The following is an 18,521-nucleotide window of genomic DNA, read 5'->3' on the forward strand; positions in this document are numbered from 1 at the left end:
GACGCGGCCACGGAGCAGGCGTCGGTGTCAGCGTCGACCGAGGACCCAGTAGGCCAGTGAGTTGCCCGGGTTGAGACCCATCACGACCCGCCAGAGGAGCTTCGGCCCACGTACCTGGTCATCGGAGCGCCGGGCCAGGTCACGGAAGGCGAAGGCGGCCGAGACCGCCTCGACCGCCACGACCGCGATGACGACTTCCTTCGGAGGCTTGCGCACGCTTCGAGCCTAGGTCGCCCGGGCAACGTGGTCCCGGGCGACCGCGGCGCATGGGGGCGTCGGCGCGCGGGTACGGCGGGATCGTGGAGTTCGACAGACCGCTGCGGGTGCGCCTGGTGCGCGAGTGCGAGCTCGTGCGCGCGGGGCTGACCCAGATGCTGGCCGAGCACCACGACCGCCTTCGGGTGCTCCCGCCCGACGCCGGCCCGGACGAGCCGGCCGACATCGCTCTCGTCGACCCCTTCGCACGCCACGGCGACCGGACCGACGGCCCCACAGCCGTGACCCGCCCCCCGGACACGGCTCATGTTGTCGTGTTCAGCTGGGAGGTCCGCGACGGCTTCGTGGAGCGAGTCATGCTCGGCGGCGCCGACGGGTACCTCTCCAAGCACCTCCCGGCGGCCGAGCTCGTCGCGGCCCTGGAGAAGGTGCATGCCGGCGAGCGCATCGTCGCCCTCGACCTGGTGCCCCTGGACGCGTCGCGGACCCCGCGCGCCCTCGGGCTCACCCCCCGCGAGTCGCACGTCGTGTCGCTGATCGCGGCGGGCGCCCCCAACAAGGAGATCGCTCGCCGTCTCGGCCTGTCGATGAACACCGTGAAGTCCCACATCCGTACCGCCTACCGGGCCATGGGCGTGGCCAGCCGCACCCAGGCGGTCCTGTGGGCGGTGGAGCACGGCATCACGGCTCCCTGGGTCGCGGTGCGCGACGAGGTCGCCTCCTAGGGAAGGCGCGGCCCGGCGTCCGATCCGCACCGCCGCGGCAAGCCGGAAGGCCTCGATCGGGGCGTCGGGTGTCGAAGCCGAGGACGGCCCCGTCACAATCGTGACGACATCGACCCGGAGGACGATCCCGCCGCATGGCTGACGAGACCGCAGGCGAGCCAGAGGCCGCCATGGCGAGCGACCGGTCGACGCCACGACGGCGGCGCCCGCGCTGGGTCCGCACGACGGTGATGGTCGTGCTGGTGCTCGCCGCCGTCGAGTACGGCGTGCTGCCGAGCCTGGTCTCGGCCCGTCACGACGTGGACCTCGTGCGCAACGCGTCCTACCTCCTGCTCGGCGCGGCGGTGGTCCTGGAGGCCGTCTCGCTGGTCTGCTACACCGGACTGACCCGAGCCGTGCTTCCCGCCGACGTCCATCTGGGCTGGGGCACCCAGCTCGCGATCGACCTGACGGGGTACGGCGTGAGCCACGTCGTGCCCGGCGGCGGCGCGACGGCGATGGGCCTGCGCTATCGGTTGATGGCGGCCGCCGGGGTCCCTCGACAGTCCGTGATGACCGCGACGGCCACCCAGACCGTCCTCAGCGACCTCTTCCTGGCGGTCTGCTACCTCGGGGGAGCGCTGGTGGCCTTCCCGCAGGTGCTGGAGCACCGGTCCCTCCAGGTCGCGGCCGCGGCCGGCGCGGGGTTCTTCCTGCTGGTCGGGATCGGGGCCGCGGTCATCGTCCGCAGCCACCCGCGCTGGTCGGACCCCATCGAGGAGGCGGGCAGCCGCCTCGGTGCCTGGCTCCAGCCGCGGCTGGCCACGGCCGGGTCGCAGCTGGTCGACTTCCTGGTCGACCGTCGTCGAACGGCGCGCGCGGCGACATTCGGGATGGCCAACTGGCTGCTCGACGCCACCTGCCTCTTCGTCTGCCTCGCCGCCTACGGCGGACCCCACCTGGGTCCCGAGGTGGTCCTGACGGCGTACGGGTTCGCCAACCTGCTCGGGCTGCTGCCGCTGACCCCCGGCGGCCTCGGCCTGGTCGAGGGCTCGCTGATCCCGCTCCTGATCGCGCTGGGTGCCGCACCGGGCACCGCCGTGCTGGGCGTGCTGACGTGGCGCGTCTTCCAGTTCTGGCTGCCCGTCCCGGTCGCGGCCGGGTGCTACCTGTGGCTGAGGCTCACCGGGCGCACCGGGACCAAGGTGGAGACCACCCGCGTCGAGGACGCCTCCGGGTCCACCAGCGGGGCCTCGGGCTAGTGCTACGGGCGGGTGCGAAATGCCTGGACGGTCCGCGCCTTGGCGTCGCGCGACCGTTCAGTGACCTCGTGCGCGCCTAGCTCAGGTCGCCTGCATGAAGCCGAGGGTGTGCGGCTTGAGGCCGGGAAAGACCTGGGAGGTGTTGGCGGCGGCGAAGCGGGCATGGACGACCTCGCGGAGCACGTTGCGGTAGTCGGTGGTGACGTGCAGGTCGGACTCCAGGTCGTTGGCCAGCGGCTTCCACTCCTGGCAGTAGTAGGCGCCGCCGTCGACCCCGGCACCGGCGACGAACATCACGTTGCCCCAGCCGTGGTCGAGGCCGCGGTCACCGTTCTCCTGGGTACGACGGCCGAACTCGCTGATGGTGACCAGCGTGACCTTGTCGGCCTGGTCGCCCAGGTCGCCGAAGAACGCCGCCAGCGACGTCGCCAGGTCGCTCGCGTTGCCGAGCATCTCGCCGCCGTCGAGGCCACCGAGGTTGACGTGCATGTCCCAGTCGCCCTGGTCGACGGTGATGACCTCGACCCCGACGTCTCCCTGGATGATCCGGGCCGCGGTGGCCAGCGCAGCGCCGAGCGCCGAGCTCCCGTAGTCCTGCGCGTTGGTCTCGGCCTGAGCGGGCTTGAGATCGTCGATCGCCTTCATCGTCGAGCGCACCGCGACGCCCATCGGGCTGTGGTCGTGGTCCCACATCGCGTGCAGCGACTTGCGGCGCGGGCTCTTCTTGGACCCGTCGTCGCCCGCGATCGAGGCGTTCTGGAGGTCCGACAGGGTCATCAGCGGCAGCGGCCCGGAGAGCTCGGTCGGCGGCGTGCCGCCGCCGATCCCGACGCCCTGCAACGGGTTGTGACGGCTCGAGGCGGCGCCGACGAGGCGGTTCAGCCAGCCGATCCGCTTGGTCGACCCGGGGTGGGCCTCCTCGACCTCCTCCATCGCCGAGAAGTGCGAGCGGTTGGCGACCGTGAGCCCGGTGGCGTGGACGGCGGCGAGCTGACCGGCGTTCCACAGCGGCAGGAGCGGCGCCAGGTTGGGGTGGAGGCCGAACTGCGTGTCGGGGACGAGCAGCTGGCTCGCCGCGATCCCGATGGTGGGCCGCGCGTGGTAGTAGCCGGCGTCGCCGTGGGGGACCACGAGCGACATGCCGTCGGCGCCGCCGCGCAGCGACAGGACGACCAGGACTGCGGAGGCAGGGGAGGGGCTGGCCGCCGAGGCGGAGACCGTGGCGCCGCCCACCATGAACGTCGCGCCGCCCAGCGCCAGCGCACCTCGCAGCAGGCTGCGCCTGCTCAGGTCGGCGAACTCGGGGCAGCACGCGTCCTCGGCCACAGGGAGGGTGATCGGGTCCATGGCGGTCACTTCCGGAAGAAGTCGGGGGAGTCGAGGAGCGTGGACAGCAGGATCCCGAACTCCCACTGCACCAGCGGGTGGTCCTTGGTGATCTGCTCGTGGCCCGCGATGCCCACGGCCTTGCGACAGGCCTCGTGCAGATGCGGGTCCGCGTGCCGGTGCAGGATCCGCTGCGACAGGTGCTCCACGAGATGGTCGAAGCGCACGGACCTCGCGGGCAGCCACGAGACCGGCTTGCGGTAGTGGATGCCCTGGTTGGGCCACCAGCCGTTGGCCATCGAGTAGTGGGTCGACATCGACCCCATGACGCGAGACGGCGAGCTCCACGCCGCACCCGCGATCGGCCTCCCGTTGGGAGCCGGCCAGGCCATCGGCTCCTGGCCCATCGTGCTGGCCTGGTACGAGAGCTCGTGCGCGGCACGGTCGGCGGTGTGCGGCTTCGAGACCCGTACGCCGAGCAGGCGGTACGTCGCGACGAGGTCGTTCTCGGGGTCGCGGATGACCTGGCCGACGGAGTGGCGGAACTCCGGTGAGTCCACCAATGCCCGCAGGACGGGCTTGATCTGGGTGCCGTGGGCCAAGAAGACGTGCGCGAGATGCTTGACGAGGCGGCGCGGCGGGGCGTCGGAGACGAAGACCGTGGCCAGCTTCGTCGCGATGTGCGTCGCGGTCGACGGGTGATGGGCCAGGTAGCGCAGGTAGTCGCGGGTGAGCTTCTTGTCCGCCCTCTTGGCGTGGCCCCGGTTCTTGCTGTGGAACCCGAGCACCCGGACGTGCCCCCGGTAATGGGAGCCCGGGTCGTAGAAGGGCTGCCAGGTGTCCCACATGTCGACCCGCCAGCCGGTCAGGATCCTGGCCGAGCTCACGACGTCGTGCTCGTCGTAGCCCGCGCCGAGCCCGACCGTGTGCAGCTCGAGGAGCTCACGGCCCTGGTTCTCGTTGGGGTGGTCCTGGTCGGAGACGGCGTTGCCCAGGTACATGCCCATCGCGGGGTGCACGCTCACCGCCTGGAGCAGCGACTCGAAGGAGTCCAGGGCGCGGGAGCGGATCACGTGGCCGTACCGCACCCGCCACGTGTAGACGCCGTCGGCGCTGACCGGGACGTTGAAGTGGTTCTCCCAGAACTCCGTCATCACCTCCAGCACCTGCTGACGGCTGCGCATCCGGCGCAGCAGCAGCCAGTTCTGGTAGTCGCTCATGACCTCCCAGCCGCCGACCTTGCCGGTGTCGTTCTCGTGGGACACCTTCGACGGCGACCACCGCAGGTGCGGGAACCACGAGTCGACCGCCTTGCCGCCGGGGTCGGGCACGGCACCGGGCGAGAGCTGCCACTCGAGCCACTGCCGCGCGCCGCCGTGCTGCCTGACCTCGTGCGCCAGGGCCGGCGTCACGCCGTAGGAGAACCGTCCGACCAGGTGCCGGGCCCGGGTGGAGAGCAGCGGCGCGGCGTGACCCCGCGCTGCGACCGCACCGGCGGCCTCGGCCACCTCGGGCAGAAGGGCGACGCCGGTGGCGAGACCGGCCCCGGCCAGGATGCCGCGGCGGCCAGCACTCGGACGGCCAGCACTCGGACGGCCAGGGCTCGGACTGGCGGGGGTGAGGTCGCTGGCGTGGGGGAGTGCCATGGGGGGCTCCAGTCGTGCACTCACCGCGTGGGAACCCCCCGGACCGACGCGGGCATGGTCAGGTCAGCGTCCAACGTAGGGCTCCGGGCGGGCGGCGGGAGCCGAAACTTGGCAAAATTCCCGGCTCCGGCGGTCCGGCTCCGGACCGGTGGTCTGCTGGTCGGCTCCGCGTCACCGAGTCTTCATCGTCTTGTGATCCAGACTGGGGATGCGTTTGGCAAAGCCCCCGACTAGCGTTCGAAGCACGATGGTGGGGGGAACGGTGACCTCTCGGGTTCGCGCGCGGCTGCACGGCCTGCGCCGCGGACCGGTTCGTGCCGCGCTCAGCTCGGGTGTCGTCGCGGTGCTGGCCGCCGCCCTGGTGACCGGGGGCCGCGACCCCTCGACCCAGATGCTGGCGACCGCCGACGGGGCGCCCACCGGGCAGACCGCGGGCGCGGCCCAGGCCCCGGCCACGGTGCCGCCGGTCGAGCTGCCGCACCCCAGCGGGCAGGCGGTCAGGGCACCCGCGTCGGCGAGCCGACCCGACCCGAGCGGCCTGCCCGACGTCCAAGGAGTCCCGGCCGTCGCGCTGACCGCCTACCAGCGCGCGGCGGCGGTGATCGACGCCGCCGACCCGTCGTGCCGCCTCGACTGGGCCACCCTGGCGGCGATCGGCGACGTCGAGTCCGACCACGGCCAGGTCGGAGGCAGCAGCCTGAGCTCCGACGGCATCGCGCACCCGGCGATCGTCGGTCCGAGGCTCGACGGCAAGCACGGGACCTCCCTGGTGCGCGACACCGACGCGGGGCGCCTCGACGGCGACAGCCGCTACGACCGGGCCGTGGGGCCCATGCAGTTCCTGCCCTCGACGTGGGCGGCGGTGGCCGTCGACGGTGACGGCGACGGGCGGCGCGACGTCCAGGACATCAACGACGCTGCGCTCGGCTCGGCCGTCTACCTGTGCGCCGACCACGACGACCTGTCCACGCGGGCCGGGCAGCGAGCCGCGCTGATGCGCTACAACCACAGCCGCGCCTACGTCGACCGGGTGATGGCGATCGCGCACGCCTATCTCGCCAGCGGACTCCTGCCCACCGGCGACATGTCGGCCCGGCCCGTGACCTTCATCGAGCCGGGGCGCGACGAGTCCGGACGCCCGCACGGCAAGCCCCACGGCCGTCATCACCGACACCACCACCCCGGTGGCCCTGGTCCGGTGACGACCGACCCGGTGCCGCCGACCCCGGTGCCGCCGACCCCGACACCGCCACCCACGGCACCCCCGACCAGCCCGCCGACCAACCCGCCGAGCGATCCACCCACTGACCCGCCGACGTCGCCGGGTGGCCCCAGCGACCCGCCCGACCCCACCGCGCCGACCGAGCCGCCGATCATCCCGACGCCGCTGCCGAGCGAGCTCGCCGACTTCTCGCCCGCCCAGATCCAGGCCTACGACCAGGCCTGGGCCGCGTGCGACGACGACCTCGTCGCGGGGTGGTCGTCCGACCCCGACCAGGTCGCGACCCTGACCCAGTGCCTCGCCGACGAGGTGGACGTCCCGATCGACGACCCCGACCTGCTCGTGTTCGTCACCTGGGTCGCCGGCTACGAGGACCCGAGCCCCTCGGACGCCCCCTCGACGTCTCCGTCCGACGACCCCCCGGACAGCCCCACGGACACCCCCACGGACGCCCCGACCGGCTGACGACTGCCCTGGTCGACCGACGGGACCGGTCACCGGGGTTCGAGACGGGCCGCGCTTCCTCATCCCCGGGCTCGCGTCTGCCTCGGCGCGCGTTGGGGTGTTGGGCTGGCGGGCTGCGGATACCTCCCGGGCACCTCCGCTCCGTCAAGGCACCGTCGACAGCGCTGCTCGGCGTGGTTCTCGGCGTGACTTCAGTGCTCATTTGTGACGACTCGGCGTCGGGGCGGGCAGTGCTGACGGGAAGGAGGTGCCAGCACTCCCATCCGTGGGTCCGCTGGTGGAAGGCGGCGCCCCAGCGCCGTCCCCTCAACGCGGCGACGTGGTCGCCATCGGCCACCAGTGAGGCCGGAACTCGCCTCGACGCACCGATGGTCAGACCGGGTCGGTAGAGTCTGCCGACACCGTGCCCGACCCCGTGCCCCCGAGTCCGAAGGACCCAGACCCGCCCATGGACGGCTCTGACAGTCGCCGCTCGTCGCCCTTCCGCTTCCGGGCTGTGTCCCGGTGCTGACCTCCTGGGTGCTCCTGGGCGTCTCGGTCCTGCTGGTGGTCGCCGCCGGCGTCTTCGTGGCCGCGGAGTTCTCGTTCGTGACCGTCGACCGGTCGAAGGTCGCCCGGGCGTCGGAGTCGGGGGACGCCGCCGCCACCGGGGTGCTGCGGGCACTGCGCTCGCTGTCCACCCAGCTGTCCGGGGCGCAGGTCGGGATCACGATCACCAACCTGGCGATCGGCTTCCTGGCCGAGCCCGCGATCTCCCACCTGATCTCACCGCCCCTGCGGTCCACCGGACTCCCCGAGGGGGGCGTGGACCCGGTCGCGGTAGCGGTCGGACTGACGCTGAGCTCCGTGGTCACCATGGTCTTCGCCGAGCTGGTGCCCAAGAACCTCGCGATCGCCAAGCCGATGGAGACCGCGCGCGCCACCCAGGGGTTCCAGCGAGTGTTCACCGCGGTCATGCGCGGCCCGATCCGGGTGCTCAACGGGTCCGCGAACGCGATCGTGCGCCGGTTGGGCATGGAGCCCCAGGAGGAGCTGCGGTCGGCCCGCTCCTCGACGGAGCTGGCGTCGCTGATCTCGCGCTCGGCCGACGAGGGCACGCTCGACGCCGACACGGCCGAGCTGATGGAGCGCTCCGTGGAGTTCGGCACCCGCTCCGCCGGCGAGATCATGACGCCCCGCGTCCGCACCGTCAGCCTCGAGACCAACGACCGGGCCTGGGCCGTGATCGAGCTCGCGCGGGAGACCGGGCACTCGCGGTTCCCCGTGCTCGACTCAGAGGACACCGTGGTCGGGACCGTGCACGTCAAGCACGCCGTCGCCCTGCCGATCGCGGAGCGGCAGACGACGAAGGTCAAGCACCTGATGACCCGGCCGATCGTCGTCCCCGACTCGCTGCGCCTGGACCCGCTGCTGGCACTGCTCCGCCAGGAGGGCCAGCTGGCCGTGGTTCTCGACGAGTACGGCGACCAGGCCGGCATCGTCACCATCGAGGACGTGATCGAGGAGATCGTCGGCGACATCTCCGACGAGCACGACCGGCTGGGCTCGCGTGGACGACGTCGGCACGACGGCTCGTGGGTGCTGTCGGGGCTGCTGCGCCCCGACGAGGTCGAGGACCTCACCGGCATCGAGCTGCCCGACCACGAGGACTACGACACGATCGCCGGACTGGTGCTCCAGGTCTTGGGGCGGGTCCCGGCTCGCGGCGACCTGGCCGAGGTGCCGGTCCCCGACCGGTCCGACCCCGACCAGCCCGAGCGACAGCGGCTCGCCGTCCTCACCGTCGAGCACATGGACGGCCTGCGGATCGACCGTCTCTCCCTGCGGCTCCTGGACCAGCCGGGCACCGGGGGAGCGGGTGACCGCGCATGAGCACCACCACCTCGGTCCTGCTCGCCGTCCTGCTGCTCCTCGGCAACGCGTTCTTCGTCGCCGCCGAGTTCGCCCTGGTCTCCGCACGGCGAACCCAGATCGAGCCGAGAGCCGAGGAGGGCTCGCGGCTCGCGCGCACGACGCTGCGCGCCATGGAGAACATGTCGCTGGTCATCGGCCTCAACCAGCTCGGCATCACCGTCTGCTCACTGGTCCTCGGTGCCGTCGCGGAGCCGACCGCTGCTCGGCTGCTCGAGCCCGTGCTGCATGCCGCGCACGCCCCGGAGTCCCTGCGACACCCGGTCGCCGTCGTGATCGGGCTCGCGGTCGTCGTCTACCTGCACGTCGTCCTCGGCGAGATGATCCCGAAGAACATCGCCCTGGCCGGGCCCGACCGGGCGGCGCTGGTGCTCGGGACGCCGATCTGGGCGATCGTCTCGCTGGGGAGGCCGGTGATCGTCGGGATCAACGCGCTCGCCTCCGGCGTGCTGCGCCTGCTCGGGGTCGGGCTGATGGACGAGGTCAGCTCGACCTACACCCGCGAGGAGGTCGCCGCGCTGGTCGAGGAGTCGCGGGGCGAGGGGCTGCTCGAGGCAGGGGAGTACGACCGGCTCTCCGGAGCGCTGGGCTTCACCGAGAAGACCGTCCAGACGGTCCTGATGCCCCCTGAGACGCTCCAGACGGTGCGCCGTGGATCCAGCGGCGCCGACGTCGAGGCGCTCTGCGCCGCCACCGGGTTCAGCAGGTTCCCCGTCGTGGACGACGCCCAGACGGACGGCCGGCTCCTCGGGTACCTCCACATCAAGGACGTGCTGGAGACCGACGAGAAGCGGCGCAACCGCCCGGTCGAGGACAAGTGGATCCGGCCCTTCGCGCCGGTCCGTGCCGACGACCTCCTGCACGAGACGCTCGAGAAGCTCCAGCGCCGCGGAGCCCACATGGCCCGGGTCGTGGACGACCAGGGCGACACGCTCGGTGTCGCCACGCTCGAGGACGTGATCGAGGAGCTGGTCGGCGAGATCCGCGACACCGCCCACCAGGAGTCCGGCGTCCTGCCACGGGTGGTTGCCGACCCCGAGGAGTGAGGGGAGCGCGTCCGGCCCCGGCTAGGGTGTGCGCGGCAGTTCTGGCGATCCTGGGCGGCGGGGAAGGTGCGCACGGCAGTGGCGGACGAGGCAGCACGCGACGGCGTTCGCGTGTGGACGGTCCCCAACGCCTTGAGCTTCCTGAGGCTGCTCGGCGTGCCCCTCTTCCTGTGGCTGGTCCTGGGACCTCAGGCCGACGGCTGGGCGCTGGCCGTGCTGGCCGCCTCCGGGGTCACCGACTACCTCGACGGCTACCTCGCGCGCCGTCTCCACCAGACCAGCCGCCTCGGCGAGGTGCTCGACCCGGTGGCCGACCGGCTCTACATCCTCGCCGTCGTCATCGGGCTGGCGCTGCGCTCGGTCGTGCCGTGGTGGTTCGCCGTGGTGCTGCCGCTGCGCGACCTGCTGCTGTGGGGCCTGGTGCCGCTGCTCCGCACGCGGGGCTACAGCGCCCTGCCGGTCCACTTCCTGGGCAAGGCCGCCACCTTCAACCTGCTCTACGCCTTCCCCCTGCTGCTGCTCGGTGACGGCACGAGCGCCGCCGCCACCCTGGCCAAGGTGTTCGGCTGGGCGTTCGCGGGCTGGGGGATCGGTCTGTACTGGTGGGCCGGGATCCTCTACGCCTACCAGGTCTACAAGCTGCTCAAGACGACCGAGCGCCGGGCGGCCGTCCATGGCTGAGGGCTCCACCCTGCGCGGCACCGACCAGCCCCTGCCCGACCACGTCACCGTGCCGCTGCTGGCCCTGATCACCCAACGCTCCCTCGACGCCGACTACGAGCACGTCGCGGTGCGCCGACGGTCCGCGGGGGCGTCGGTCGGCGCCCAGCGCGTGCCACGACGTACGGCGGGACTCGTCCTCCTGGTCTTCGGGCTCCTGGTGACCATCGCCGCGGTGCAGACCAGCCGCAACGCATCGGCGGACGACGCGAGCCGCGAGAGCCTGATCCAGCAGGTGGGCCTGCGCCGTGACGCCGTGGCCGACCTCCAGCAGGAGATCACCCGCGAGGAGGCCGACGTGGTGGCGCTCCAGGGCACGCTGAGCACGCTGGACACCCAGCAGAAGGCCATCGAGGCCCGCCTCGACCGGCTCCGGGCACGCACCGGCTTCGGGCCGGTGCGGGGGCCGGGGATCCGGGTCACGGTCGACAGCGCACCCGGCAGCGCCGGCACGCAGCTGGTCCGCGACTCCGACCTCACCCTGCTCACCGATGCCCTGTGGGCGGCGGGCGCGGAGGCGATCAGCGTCAACGGACAGCGGCTGACGGCGCTCAGCGCCTTCCGCAACGTCGGAGTCGGGCTCCTGCTCAACTCCGAGCCCGTCACGCCGCCCTACGTCTTCCAGGTCGTCGGCAACCCGGACACCTTGCCCGCCGACCTGCTGTCCAGTGCGATCGGCGCCAAGTGGTACGCCCTCAAGGACAGCCTCGGGTTCCGCTTCGATGTGCAAGACGGTGGCACGATGTCGCTGCCGGCCGCTGTCGAGCAGCGGCTCCGGTCGGCTCAGGTGGCCGGTCCACACGACGGGAAGAAGCGCACGCAGATAGGGGAGAGCGGGCCATGATCGCCGCAGTCGGACTTCTCGTGGGAGTGATCCTGGGGTTGATCTTCACCCCCGACGTGCCGGCGGGGCTGGACCCCTACCTCCCGATCGCGGTGGTGGCGGCCCTCGACGCGGTGTTCGGCGCCCTGCGCGCGTACCTGGAGGGCATCTTCGACGACAAGGTGTTCGTCGTCTCCTTCTTCTCCAACGTCGTGATCGCGGCCGCCATCGTCTACCTCGGCGACAAGCTCGGGGTCGGCGGGCAGCTGTCGACCGGCGTCATCGTGGTCCTCGGGATCCGGATCTTCTCCAACGTGGCCCAGATCAGGCGGTACGTCTTCCATGCCTGACGAGGCGGGCGCCGTCCCCTCCGCGGAGTCTCCCGGCGAGCCTGGGGCCGAGCCCGCCGGATCTGCCGGGTCTGCCGGGTCCACCGGGTTCACCGGCGAGTCCGCGGACGAGGCGGCGCTGGGGCGGCTCCGGGAGGCGTTCTTCCGCCCGTCGCGAGCCCAGCTGGTCGTCGGCGTCCTGCTCGCGGCCCTGGGGTTCGCCGCGATCACCCAGGTCCGGGCCAACGGCACCGACGACACCTACAAGGGCTACCGCGAGCAGGATCTCGTCGACGTTCTCTCCGGCCTGGCCGGCACCGCCCAGCGGGCCCGGTCCCAGATCGACCAGCTCGAAGGGCAGCGGCGCCAGCTCGAGCGGAGCCAGCAGGCCCAGAGCGCGGCCGTCGCCGCGGCGCAGCGCCAGGCCCAGGAGCTCGACATCCTGGCCGGGCTGGTCCCGGTCACCGGGCCGGGGATCCGGGTGACGGTGACCGAGGGGCCGCGTCCGGTCGACGTCGACTCGGTGCTGGACACGATCGAGGAGCTGCGCGCGGCCGGAGCGGAGGCGATGGCCGTGAACGGCGAGGTGCGCCTGGTCGCGCAGAGCGCCGTCGAGTCGGCACCGGGCGGCCTGCGCATCGACGGCAAGCTGGTCGCCTCGCCGTACGTGCTCGACGTCATCGGCGACCCGCACACGCTCAGCGGTGCGCTCCAGCTGGTCGACGGCCCGGTGGCGCAGTTCAAGGACGCCGGTGCCACGGTCACGATCCAGCAGCGCAGCTCGCTCGACGTCACCGCGGTCCGGCCGCCCTCGACGCAGTCCGGTTCCGAGTAGCCTGCCGACGAGCACCGCCCACCCCAGCCCGCGACCGAAGGAGTGCCGTGTACCCCGTCGACCTGAAGTACACCCCGGAGCACGAGTGGGTCCGCACGCCGGGCGACACCGAGGGCTCGGTGCGGGTGGGCATCACCCACTACGCCCAGGACCAGCTCGGGGACATCGTCTACGTCTCGCTCCCGGCGGTCGGCGACGCCGTGACCGCGGGGTCGGCCTGCGGCGAGCTCGAGTCGACCAAGTCGGTCAGCGACGTCTACGCACCCGTCGACGGCGAGGTCGTCGCCGTCAACGAGAGCCTCGACACGACCCCCGAGCTGGTCAACAGCGACCCGTACGGCGGTGGCTGGCTCTACGAGCTGACCCCCACCGACTCCGGCGCCGTGGACGGGCTGCTGGACGCCGCGGCGTACCAGGAGACCATCGGCGAGTGAGGTCGCCGGGGCCTCGAGAAGGCCCGGTGGAGGGTGGGTCGCGCCTGGTAAGTTCGGTGCAACCATCAACCTCAGCCCTTACTTGAGGGTCGGACAGGAGACGATCACCGATGCCGTACTGCGGCAACTGCGGCAGCGCGAATGGCGACGACGCCCGGTTCTGCTCGCAGTGCGGAACGCGGCTGGCGCCCGCGGACGCTCCGGTCGTGCCGGACCTGCCCGAGCCCGCGGACGCGACGGCGACCATCTCCCTGACCGGCAGTGACCGGCCCGACGTCTCCTCCGACCGCCAGCTCAACCCGGTCGACGCCGCGGCCGTCGACGCCCTCCCCGTCGGGTCGGCGTTGCTGGTCGTGCAGCGCGGCCCTGGGGCCGGGAGCCGGTTCCTGCTCGACAACGAGGTCACGACCGCCGGCCGTCACGCCGACAGCGAGATCTTCCTCGACGACGTCACGGTCTCGCGTCGGCACGCGACCTTCACCCGCGAGGGCGACACGTTCACCGTCGCCGACGCCGGGAGCCTCAACGGCACCTACGTCAACCGGGACCGGATCGACCACGTCCTGCTCAAGGACTCCGACGAGGTCCAGATCGGCAAGTACCGCCTGGTGTTCTTCCAGGGCCACGAGCCGGCCCCCGACCGAGCCTCGGTGCCGTCTTCGTGACGGAGACCCTGGGAGCCGCCGCCGGCGGTCGCGTCCGGCTCAACATCGGGGAGGTGCTCGACCTCCTGCGTCCCGACTTCCCCGGCGTCACCATCCCGAAGATCCGCTTCCTGGAGGACAAGGGGCTGGTCAAGCCCGAGCGCACGCCGGCCGGCTACCGCAAGTTCTCCCACGACGACGTCGAACGGCTTCGCTACGTCCTGCGGATGCAGCGCGACCACTACCTCCCGCTGCGGGTGATCGGCGACCACCTCGACGCGATCGACCGGGGGATGGCGCCGCCTCCGATCGAGCCCGTGGTGCCTACCGTCCCGACCGTCAGCCTCTCCGCCGACGGGACGCCGTCGGCCGAGTCGTTCCTGCGGCACGACAACGTCAGGCTCTCGCGCAAGGAGCTGCTCAAGATCGCCGAGATCACCGAGGAGCAGCTGGCCCAGCTCGAGCAGTTCGGGCTGGTCACCGCCCGGCCGGGCACCGGCCACTTCGACACCGACGCCCTGGTCATCGCCACGACCGCCCGCGAGCTGTCCGAGTTCGGGCTCGAGCCTCGGCACCTCCGCGCGTTCAAGACCTCGGCCGACCGTGAGGTCGGCCTGGTCGAGCAGGTGGTGGCACCGCAGATGCGAGGCCGCGACGCGTCGGCCCGGGGGCAGGCCGAGGAGACGATCAGCGAGATCGCCGCGCTGTCGGTGCGCCTGCACGCCACGCTGGTGAAGGCTGGCCTGCGCGCGCGCTGAGCGGCCGGAAGACGCCCCTGCGGGCCGGGGTAGTGTTGATGGCATGCGCGAGGTCGACGTTCTGGGAGTCCGCGTGGAGATGCCGGACAACCGGCCGATCGTGCTGCTGCGAGACGTGGAGGGCAAGCGCTACCTGCCGATCTGGATCGGCGCGGTGGAGGCCACCGCGATCGCGTTCGCCCAGCAGGGCGTCGTCCCGCCCAGGCCGCTGACCCACGACCTGCTCAAGGAGGTCCTGGAGTCCACCGGCAACGAGCTGAGCGAGGTGCGGATCACCGAGGTGAAGGACAACATCTTCTTCGCCACCCTCGTGCTGGCCTCCGGCGTCGAGGTCAGCGCCCGGCCCTCGGACTCCATCGCCCTCGCGCTGCGCACCGGGAGCCGCATCCTGTGCGCGGAGGAGGTCCTGGACGAGGCCGGCCTCGACGCGCCGGCCGAGCAGGAGGACGAGGTCGAGAAGTTCCGGGAGTTCCTCGACCACGTCTCACCAGAGGACTTCGAGACCCGCTGAGGCCGCCCGGACGCGGCGCCGTCGTGGCCGCGTCCCTCCATTCGCCCCTGGCCCACCTGGGCCATCAACCTCAACCTGAGGTTGAGGGTTGCGACACGCCGTGCCCTTCTTTGACGGTCGCTCCCGGCGGGCTTACCTTGGACTGTCCTCGTTGTAACTCCACCGATGTGGCCCAGGCCGTACGGTTTCCCCGGAGGGACGGCACGCGAGGTACCTGACGGAGGTCACAGTGGTCGACAACGAGCAGCACGGGACGAACGCCCCGGCCGACGAGACCGAGGCGGCGCGTGCCGCCGAGGCCGCGGAGGAGCAAGGGCTGCTCTTCACCGACGACGTCTCGCCGCTGCCCAGCGACACCGGCTACCGCGGTCCCACGGCCTGCAACGCGGCCGGGATCACCTACCGTCAGCTCGACTACTGGGCGCGCACCGGCCTGGTCGAGCCCACCGTCCGCAGCGCGACCGGATCGGGCTCCCAGCGCCTGTACTCCTTCCGCGACATCCTGCTGCTCAAGGTCATCAAGCGCCTCCTGGACGCCGGGATCTCGCTCCAGCAGATCCGTACCGCCGTCCAGCACCTCCGTAACCGTGGCACCGACGACCTGACCCGCGTCACGCTGATGAGCGACGGCGCCTCGGTCTACGAGTGCACGAGCGACGACGAGGTCATCGACCTCCTCCAAGGTGGCCAGGGAGTCTTCGGCATCGCGATCGGCGGAGTCTGGCGCGAGATCGAGGGCACGCTCTCCGACCTGCCCAGCGAGCGCACCGCCGACGACGTGAGCACCCCGCAGACGAACGACGAGCTGGCGGCTCGCCGCGCCCGCAGACTCGGCTGAGCCGAGCCTGGCATTTGGTCGCCCCCGGGCTACAGTGGGAGCGCTGACGATCCCGCACGGGAGAGTCTTCGCCGGGAGACCACTGGAGCCCACCCGTGGCCACCCGGGACGAAGCGCCGAAGGGGCAACCCCTCCCCGGAACCTCTCAGGCGCCAGGACCGTGCGGGGCAGGCAACTCTGGAGGACCGGCAACGGCTCGACAGAGGGGGAGGCAACCTGACGATCCCAGTCGAGGAGCCGCCCCGTGACCCAGCCACCCGTCTTCGCCGACCGCCACGTCGGCCCGCGTCCCGCCGACGTCGAGCGGATGCTTGCCGCCGTGGGCTTCGCCTCGCTCGACGAGCTGATGGCGGCCGCGGTCCCGGCGTCCATCGCCTCCGACACCCTCGACCTGCCCGCGGCGCTCTCGGAGCAGGAGGCGGCGCGAGAGCTGCGTCGGATCGCCGGGCTCAACCGGCCGGCGGAGTCGATGATCGGCCTGGGGTACCACGCGACCGTGACGCCCCCGGTGATCCGCCGCAACGTGCTGGAGGACCCGAGCTGGTACACCGCCTACACGCCGTACCAGCCGGAGATCTCCCAAGGCCGGCTCGAGGCCCTGCTCAACTTCCAGACCGTGGTCGGCGATCTCGCCGGCCTGCCCACCGCCAACGCGAGCCTGCTGGACGAGGCGACCGCGGCCGCGGAGGCGATGACCCTGGTGCGCCGCGCCCAGCGCGGTGCGTCGGGGCCCTTCGTGGTCGACGCCGACGCGCTGCCTGCGACGATCGAGGTGATCCGCACCCGAGCGGAGGCGATGGGGATCGAGGTGCAGGTCGCCGACCTGTCCCGAGGACTGCCCGCGGGTGAGCTGTCAGGCGTGCTCGTGCAGTACCCCGGTGCCTCCGGCCGGATCCTCGACCCGAGGCCGGTCATCGACGCGGCGCACGAGCGCGGCGCACTGGCGGTCGTGGCGGCAGACCTGCTGGCCCTGACGATCCTGGAGGCGCCCGGGGCTCTCGGGGCCGACGTGGTCGTCGGCTCGTCCCAGCGCTTCGGCGTCCCGATGTTCTACGGCGGCCCGCACGCCGGCTTCATGGCGGTGGCGGCCGGCCTCGAGCGTCACCTCCCGGGCCGGCTGGTGGGCGTCTCGGTCGACGCGGAGGGCCGGCCGGCGTACCGCCTGGCGCTCCAGACGCGCGAGCAGCACATCCGCCGCGACAAGGCGACCTCGAACATCTGCACGGCGCAGGTGCTGCTCGCCGTGGTCGCCTCGATGTACGCCGTCTACCACGGGCCCGACGGGCTGCGCGCGATCGCGGAGCAGGTCGCCGGACGCGCCCACGCGCTGGCCGCGGCGCTGCGCGAGGGCGGCGTCGAGGTCGTGCACGAGGACTTCTTCGACACGGTGCTCGCCCGGGTGCCGGGCCGGGCCTCCGACGTCGTCGACCGCGCTCGCGGCGCGGGAGTGCACCTGCGGCGGGTCGACGACGACCACGTCGGCGTGAGCGTCGGGGAGACGGCCGGTCGCGACACGGTGGAGACCGTGCTCGCGGCGTTCGGCGTGGAGCCCCGGTGGCTCTCCTACGGACCGCTGGCGCCCGAGGGTCTGGCCCGGACGACGCCGTACCTCACCCATGAGGTGTTCGGCCGGCATCACAGCGAGACCCGGATGTTGCGCTACCTGCGCACCCTGTCGGCGCGCGACTACGCCCTCGACCGCGGCATGATCCCGCTGGGGTCGTGCACGATGAAGCTGAATGCGACGACCGAGATGGAGCCCGTCTCCATGCCCGGCTTCGCCGACCTGCACCCCTTCGCGCCTGCCGCCGACGCCGCGGGCTACCGCGAGCTGGTCGACCAGCTGGAGGCGATGCTCGCCGAGGCCACGGGCTACGACCGGGTCTCGGTCCAGCCCAACGCCGGCTCCCAGGGCGAGCTCGCGGGCCTGCTGGCCATCCGCGGCTTCCACCACGCGGCCGGAGACACGGGGCGCGACGTCTGCCTGATCCCGTCGTCGGCGCACGGCACCAACGCGGCCTCGGCGGTGATGGCCGGGATGCGCGTGGTCGTCGTGCGCGCCGCGGACGACGGCTCGGTCGACCTCGACGACCTGCGCCGGCTGTGCGAGGAGCACCGCGAGGACCTCGCGGCGATCATGGTCACCTACCCCTCGACCCACGGCGTCTACGAGGACACGATCCGCGACCTCTGCGAGATCGTGCACGCGGCTGGTGGCCAGGTCTACGTCGACGGGGCGAACCTGAACGCCCTGCTCGGGTTCGCCCGCCCGGGGGAGCTCGGCGGCGACGTGTCCCACCTGAACCTTCACAAGACCTTCTGCATCCCGCACGGCGGTGGCGGGCCCGGAGTCGGGCCGGTCGCGGTGCGCGCCCACCTGGCGCCGTACCTCCCCTCGCATCTCCAGCACCCGGATCCCGAGCGCCGGACCGGGATCGGTGCCGTCAGCGCGGCGCCGTACGGCTCGGCGGGCATCCTGCCGATCTCGTGGGCCTACATCATGATGATGGGCGCCGAGGGCCTGCGGCGGGCGACCGCGACCGCGGTGCTCGCCGCCAACTACGTGGCGGCCCGGCTCGACGAGGCCTTCCCGGTGCTCTACCGCGGTGAGCGTGGCCTGGTCGCGCACGAGTGCATCCTCGACCTGCGCGAGATCACCCGCATCAGCGGCGTTACCGTCGACGATGTTGCCAAGCGGCTCATCGACTACGGATTCCATGCCCCGACGATGTCGTTCCCGGTCGCCGGCACCCTGATGATCGAGCCGACCGAATCCGAGGATCTGAGCGAACTCGATCGTTTCGTCGCCGCGATGACCGCCATCAAGGCCG

At 72.2% G+C, this 18,521-nt stretch carries 18 protein-coding genes and 1 riboswitch; of the genes, 15 read left to right on the forward strand and 3 right to left on the reverse strand.

Going from position 1 to position 18,521, the window contains the following annotated elements; genetic code table 11:
- Positions 1-27 precede the first annotated feature (27 nt).
- Positions 28-216, reverse strand: coding sequence for a hypothetical protein (locus tag VHW64_RS10460; RefSeq protein ID WP_329650488.1), 189 nt, complete (start codon positions 214-216; stop codon positions 28-30).
- An 83-nt stretch (positions 217-299) separates the two neighbouring features.
- Here VHW64_RS10460 and VHW64_RS10465 point away from each other — a divergent pair, with 83 nt between their 5' ends.
- Together VHW64_RS10465 and VHW64_RS10470 are read left to right on the forward strand one after the other, a co-directional pair.
- Complete coding sequence (locus VHW64_RS10465; RefSeq protein WP_329650489.1) at positions 300-941, forward strand: response regulator transcription factor; 642 nt, start codon at positions 300-302, stop codon at positions 939-941.
- Positions 942-1,075: 134 nt separating this feature from the next.
- The gene (locus VHW64_RS10470; protein ID WP_329650490.1) at positions 1,076-2,182 is read left to right on the forward strand and encodes a YbhN family protein; all 1,107 of its coding nucleotides are present in this window, start codon (positions 1,076-1,078) and stop codon (positions 2,180-2,182) included.
- A gap of 81 nt (positions 2,183-2,263) precedes the next feature.
- Here VHW64_RS10470 and VHW64_RS10475 read toward each other — a convergent pair whose 3' ends face one another.
- Together VHW64_RS10475 and VHW64_RS10480 are read right to left on the reverse strand one after the other, a co-directional pair.
- Positions 2,264-3,529: a DUF1501 domain-containing protein gene (locus VHW64_RS10475; RefSeq protein ID WP_329650491.1), complete on the reverse strand. Its 1,266-nt coding sequence runs from the start codon at positions 3,527-3,529 to the stop codon at positions 2,264-2,266.
- A 5-nt stretch (positions 3,530-3,534) separates the two neighbouring features.
- Positions 3,535-5,154, reverse strand: a complete 1,620-nt coding sequence (locus VHW64_RS10480) for a DUF1800 domain-containing protein (RefSeq protein ID WP_329650492.1) — start codon at positions 5,152-5,154, stop codon at positions 3,535-3,537.
- Between the two features lie 262 nt (positions 5,155-5,416).
- Between VHW64_RS10480 and VHW64_RS10485 the strand changes: the two genes are divergently transcribed.
- From VHW64_RS10485 to gcvP, 13 genes are all read left to right on the forward strand, one after another.
- Positions 5,417-6,841, forward strand: a complete 1,425-nt coding sequence (locus VHW64_RS10485; protein WP_329650493.1) for a lytic transglycosylase domain-containing protein — start codon at positions 5,417-5,419, stop codon at positions 6,839-6,841.
- 504 nt (positions 6,842-7,345) lie between these two features.
- On the forward strand, positions 7,346-8,713 hold the full coding sequence (locus VHW64_RS10490; protein WP_329650494.1) for a hemolysin family protein: 1,368 nt from the start codon (positions 7,346-7,348) through the stop codon (positions 8,711-8,713).
- Positions 8,710-9,798, forward strand: a complete 1,089-nt coding sequence (locus tag VHW64_RS10495; RefSeq protein ID WP_329650495.1) for a hemolysin family protein — start codon at positions 8,710-8,712, stop codon at positions 9,796-9,798. The genes VHW64_RS10490 and VHW64_RS10495 overlap by 4 nt, the downstream gene beginning before the upstream one ends.
- Positions 9,799-9,864: 66 nt before the next feature.
- Positions 9,865-10,479 carry a CDP-alcohol phosphatidyltransferase family protein gene (locus tag VHW64_RS10500; protein WP_329650496.1) on the forward strand — a complete coding sequence of 205 codons (615 nt, stop codon included), beginning with the start codon at positions 9,865-9,867 and terminating at the stop codon, positions 10,477-10,479.
- Positions 10,472-11,362 carry a DUF881 domain-containing protein gene (locus tag VHW64_RS10505; protein ID WP_329650497.1) on the forward strand — a complete coding sequence of 297 codons (891 nt, stop codon included), beginning with the start codon at positions 10,472-10,474 and terminating at the stop codon, positions 11,360-11,362. Before VHW64_RS10500 ends, VHW64_RS10505 begins: the two co-directional genes overlap by 8 nt.
- Positions 11,359-11,691: a small basic family protein gene (locus VHW64_RS10510; protein WP_329650498.1), complete on the forward strand. Its 333-nt coding sequence runs from the start codon at positions 11,359-11,361 to the stop codon at positions 11,689-11,691. Before VHW64_RS10505 ends, VHW64_RS10510 begins: the two co-directional genes overlap by 4 nt.
- The gene (locus VHW64_RS10515; protein ID WP_329650499.1) at positions 11,684-12,505 is read left to right on the forward strand and encodes a DUF881 domain-containing protein; all 822 of its coding nucleotides are present in this window, start codon (positions 11,684-11,686) and stop codon (positions 12,503-12,505) included. Before VHW64_RS10510 ends, VHW64_RS10515 begins: the two co-directional genes overlap by 8 nt.
- A 47-nt stretch (positions 12,506-12,552) precedes the next feature.
- Positions 12,553-12,939, forward strand: a complete 387-nt coding sequence (gene gcvH, locus VHW64_RS10520) for a glycine cleavage system protein GcvH (RefSeq protein ID WP_329650500.1) — start codon at positions 12,553-12,555, stop codon at positions 12,937-12,939.
- A gap of 110 nt (positions 12,940-13,049) precedes the next feature.
- Entirely contained in the window at positions 13,050-13,604 is a 555-nt protein-coding gene (locus VHW64_RS10525) for an FHA domain-containing protein (protein WP_329650501.1), read from the forward strand.
- The gene (locus VHW64_RS10530) at positions 13,601-14,341 is read left to right on the forward strand and encodes a MerR family transcriptional regulator (protein ID WP_329650502.1); all 741 of its coding nucleotides are present in this window, start codon (positions 13,601-13,603) and stop codon (positions 14,339-14,341) included. The genes VHW64_RS10525 and VHW64_RS10530 overlap by 4 nt, the downstream gene beginning before the upstream one ends.
- A gap of 43 nt (positions 14,342-14,384) precedes the next feature.
- Positions 14,385-14,852, forward strand: a complete 468-nt coding sequence (locus VHW64_RS10535; RefSeq protein WP_329650503.1) for a bifunctional nuclease family protein — start codon at positions 14,385-14,387, stop codon at positions 14,850-14,852.
- A gap of 229 nt (positions 14,853-15,081) precedes the next feature.
- Positions 15,082-15,690 carry a MerR family transcriptional regulator gene (locus VHW64_RS10540; RefSeq protein WP_414690477.1) on the forward strand — a complete coding sequence of 203 codons (609 nt, stop codon included), beginning with the start codon at positions 15,082-15,084 and terminating at the stop codon, positions 15,688-15,690.
- Positions 15,691-15,737: 47 nt separating this feature from the next.
- Positions 15,738-15,861: riboswitch (glycine riboswitch) on the forward strand.
- 136 nt (positions 15,862-15,997) lie between these two features.
- On the forward strand, positions 15,998-18,521 hold a 2,524-nt coding region (gene gcvP, locus VHW64_RS10545), incomplete at its 3' end, for an aminomethyl-transferring glycine dehydrogenase (RefSeq protein WP_329650507.1).

Source organism: Nocardioides sp. (assembly GCF_036267815.1).
In the GTDB taxonomy this organism is placed as follows: domain Bacteria; phylum Actinomycetota; class Actinomycetes; order Propionibacteriales; family Nocardioidaceae; genus Nocardioides.

Bases quoted from the DNA above. Each gene is read 5' to 3' on its own strand.
- VHW64_RS10505 (WP_329650497.1), top strand. From the start codon at position 10,472: ATGGCTGAGGGCTCCACCCTGCGCGGCACCGACCAGCCCCTGCCCGAC.
- VHW64_RS10535 (WP_329650503.1), top strand. From the start codon at position 14,385: ATGCGCGAGGTCGACGTTCTGGGAGTCCGCGTGGAGATGCCGGACAAC.
- VHW64_RS10475 (WP_329650491.1), bottom strand. From the start codon at position 3,529: ATGGACCCGATCACCCTCCCTGTGGCCGAGGACGCGTGCTGCCCCGAG.
- VHW64_RS10470 (WP_329650490.1), top strand. From the start codon at position 1,076: ATGGCTGACGAGACCGCAGGCGAGCCAGAGGCCGCCATGGCGAGCGAC.
- VHW64_RS10510 (WP_329650498.1), top strand. From the start codon at position 11,359: ATGATCGCCGCAGTCGGACTTCTCGTGGGAGTGATCCTGGGGTTGATC.
- VHW64_RS10525 (WP_329650501.1), top strand. From the start codon at position 13,050: ATGCCGTACTGCGGCAACTGCGGCAGCGCGAATGGCGACGACGCCCGG.
- VHW64_RS10515 (WP_329650499.1), top strand. From the start codon at position 11,684: ATGCCTGACGAGGCGGGCGCCGTCCCCTCCGCGGAGTCTCCCGGCGAG.
- VHW64_RS10480 (WP_329650492.1), bottom strand. From the start codon at position 5,154: ATGGCACTCCCCCACGCCAGCGACCTCACCCCCGCCAGTCCGAGCCCT.
- VHW64_RS10495 (WP_329650495.1), top strand. From the start codon at position 8,710: ATGAGCACCACCACCTCGGTCCTGCTCGCCGTCCTGCTGCTCCTCGGC.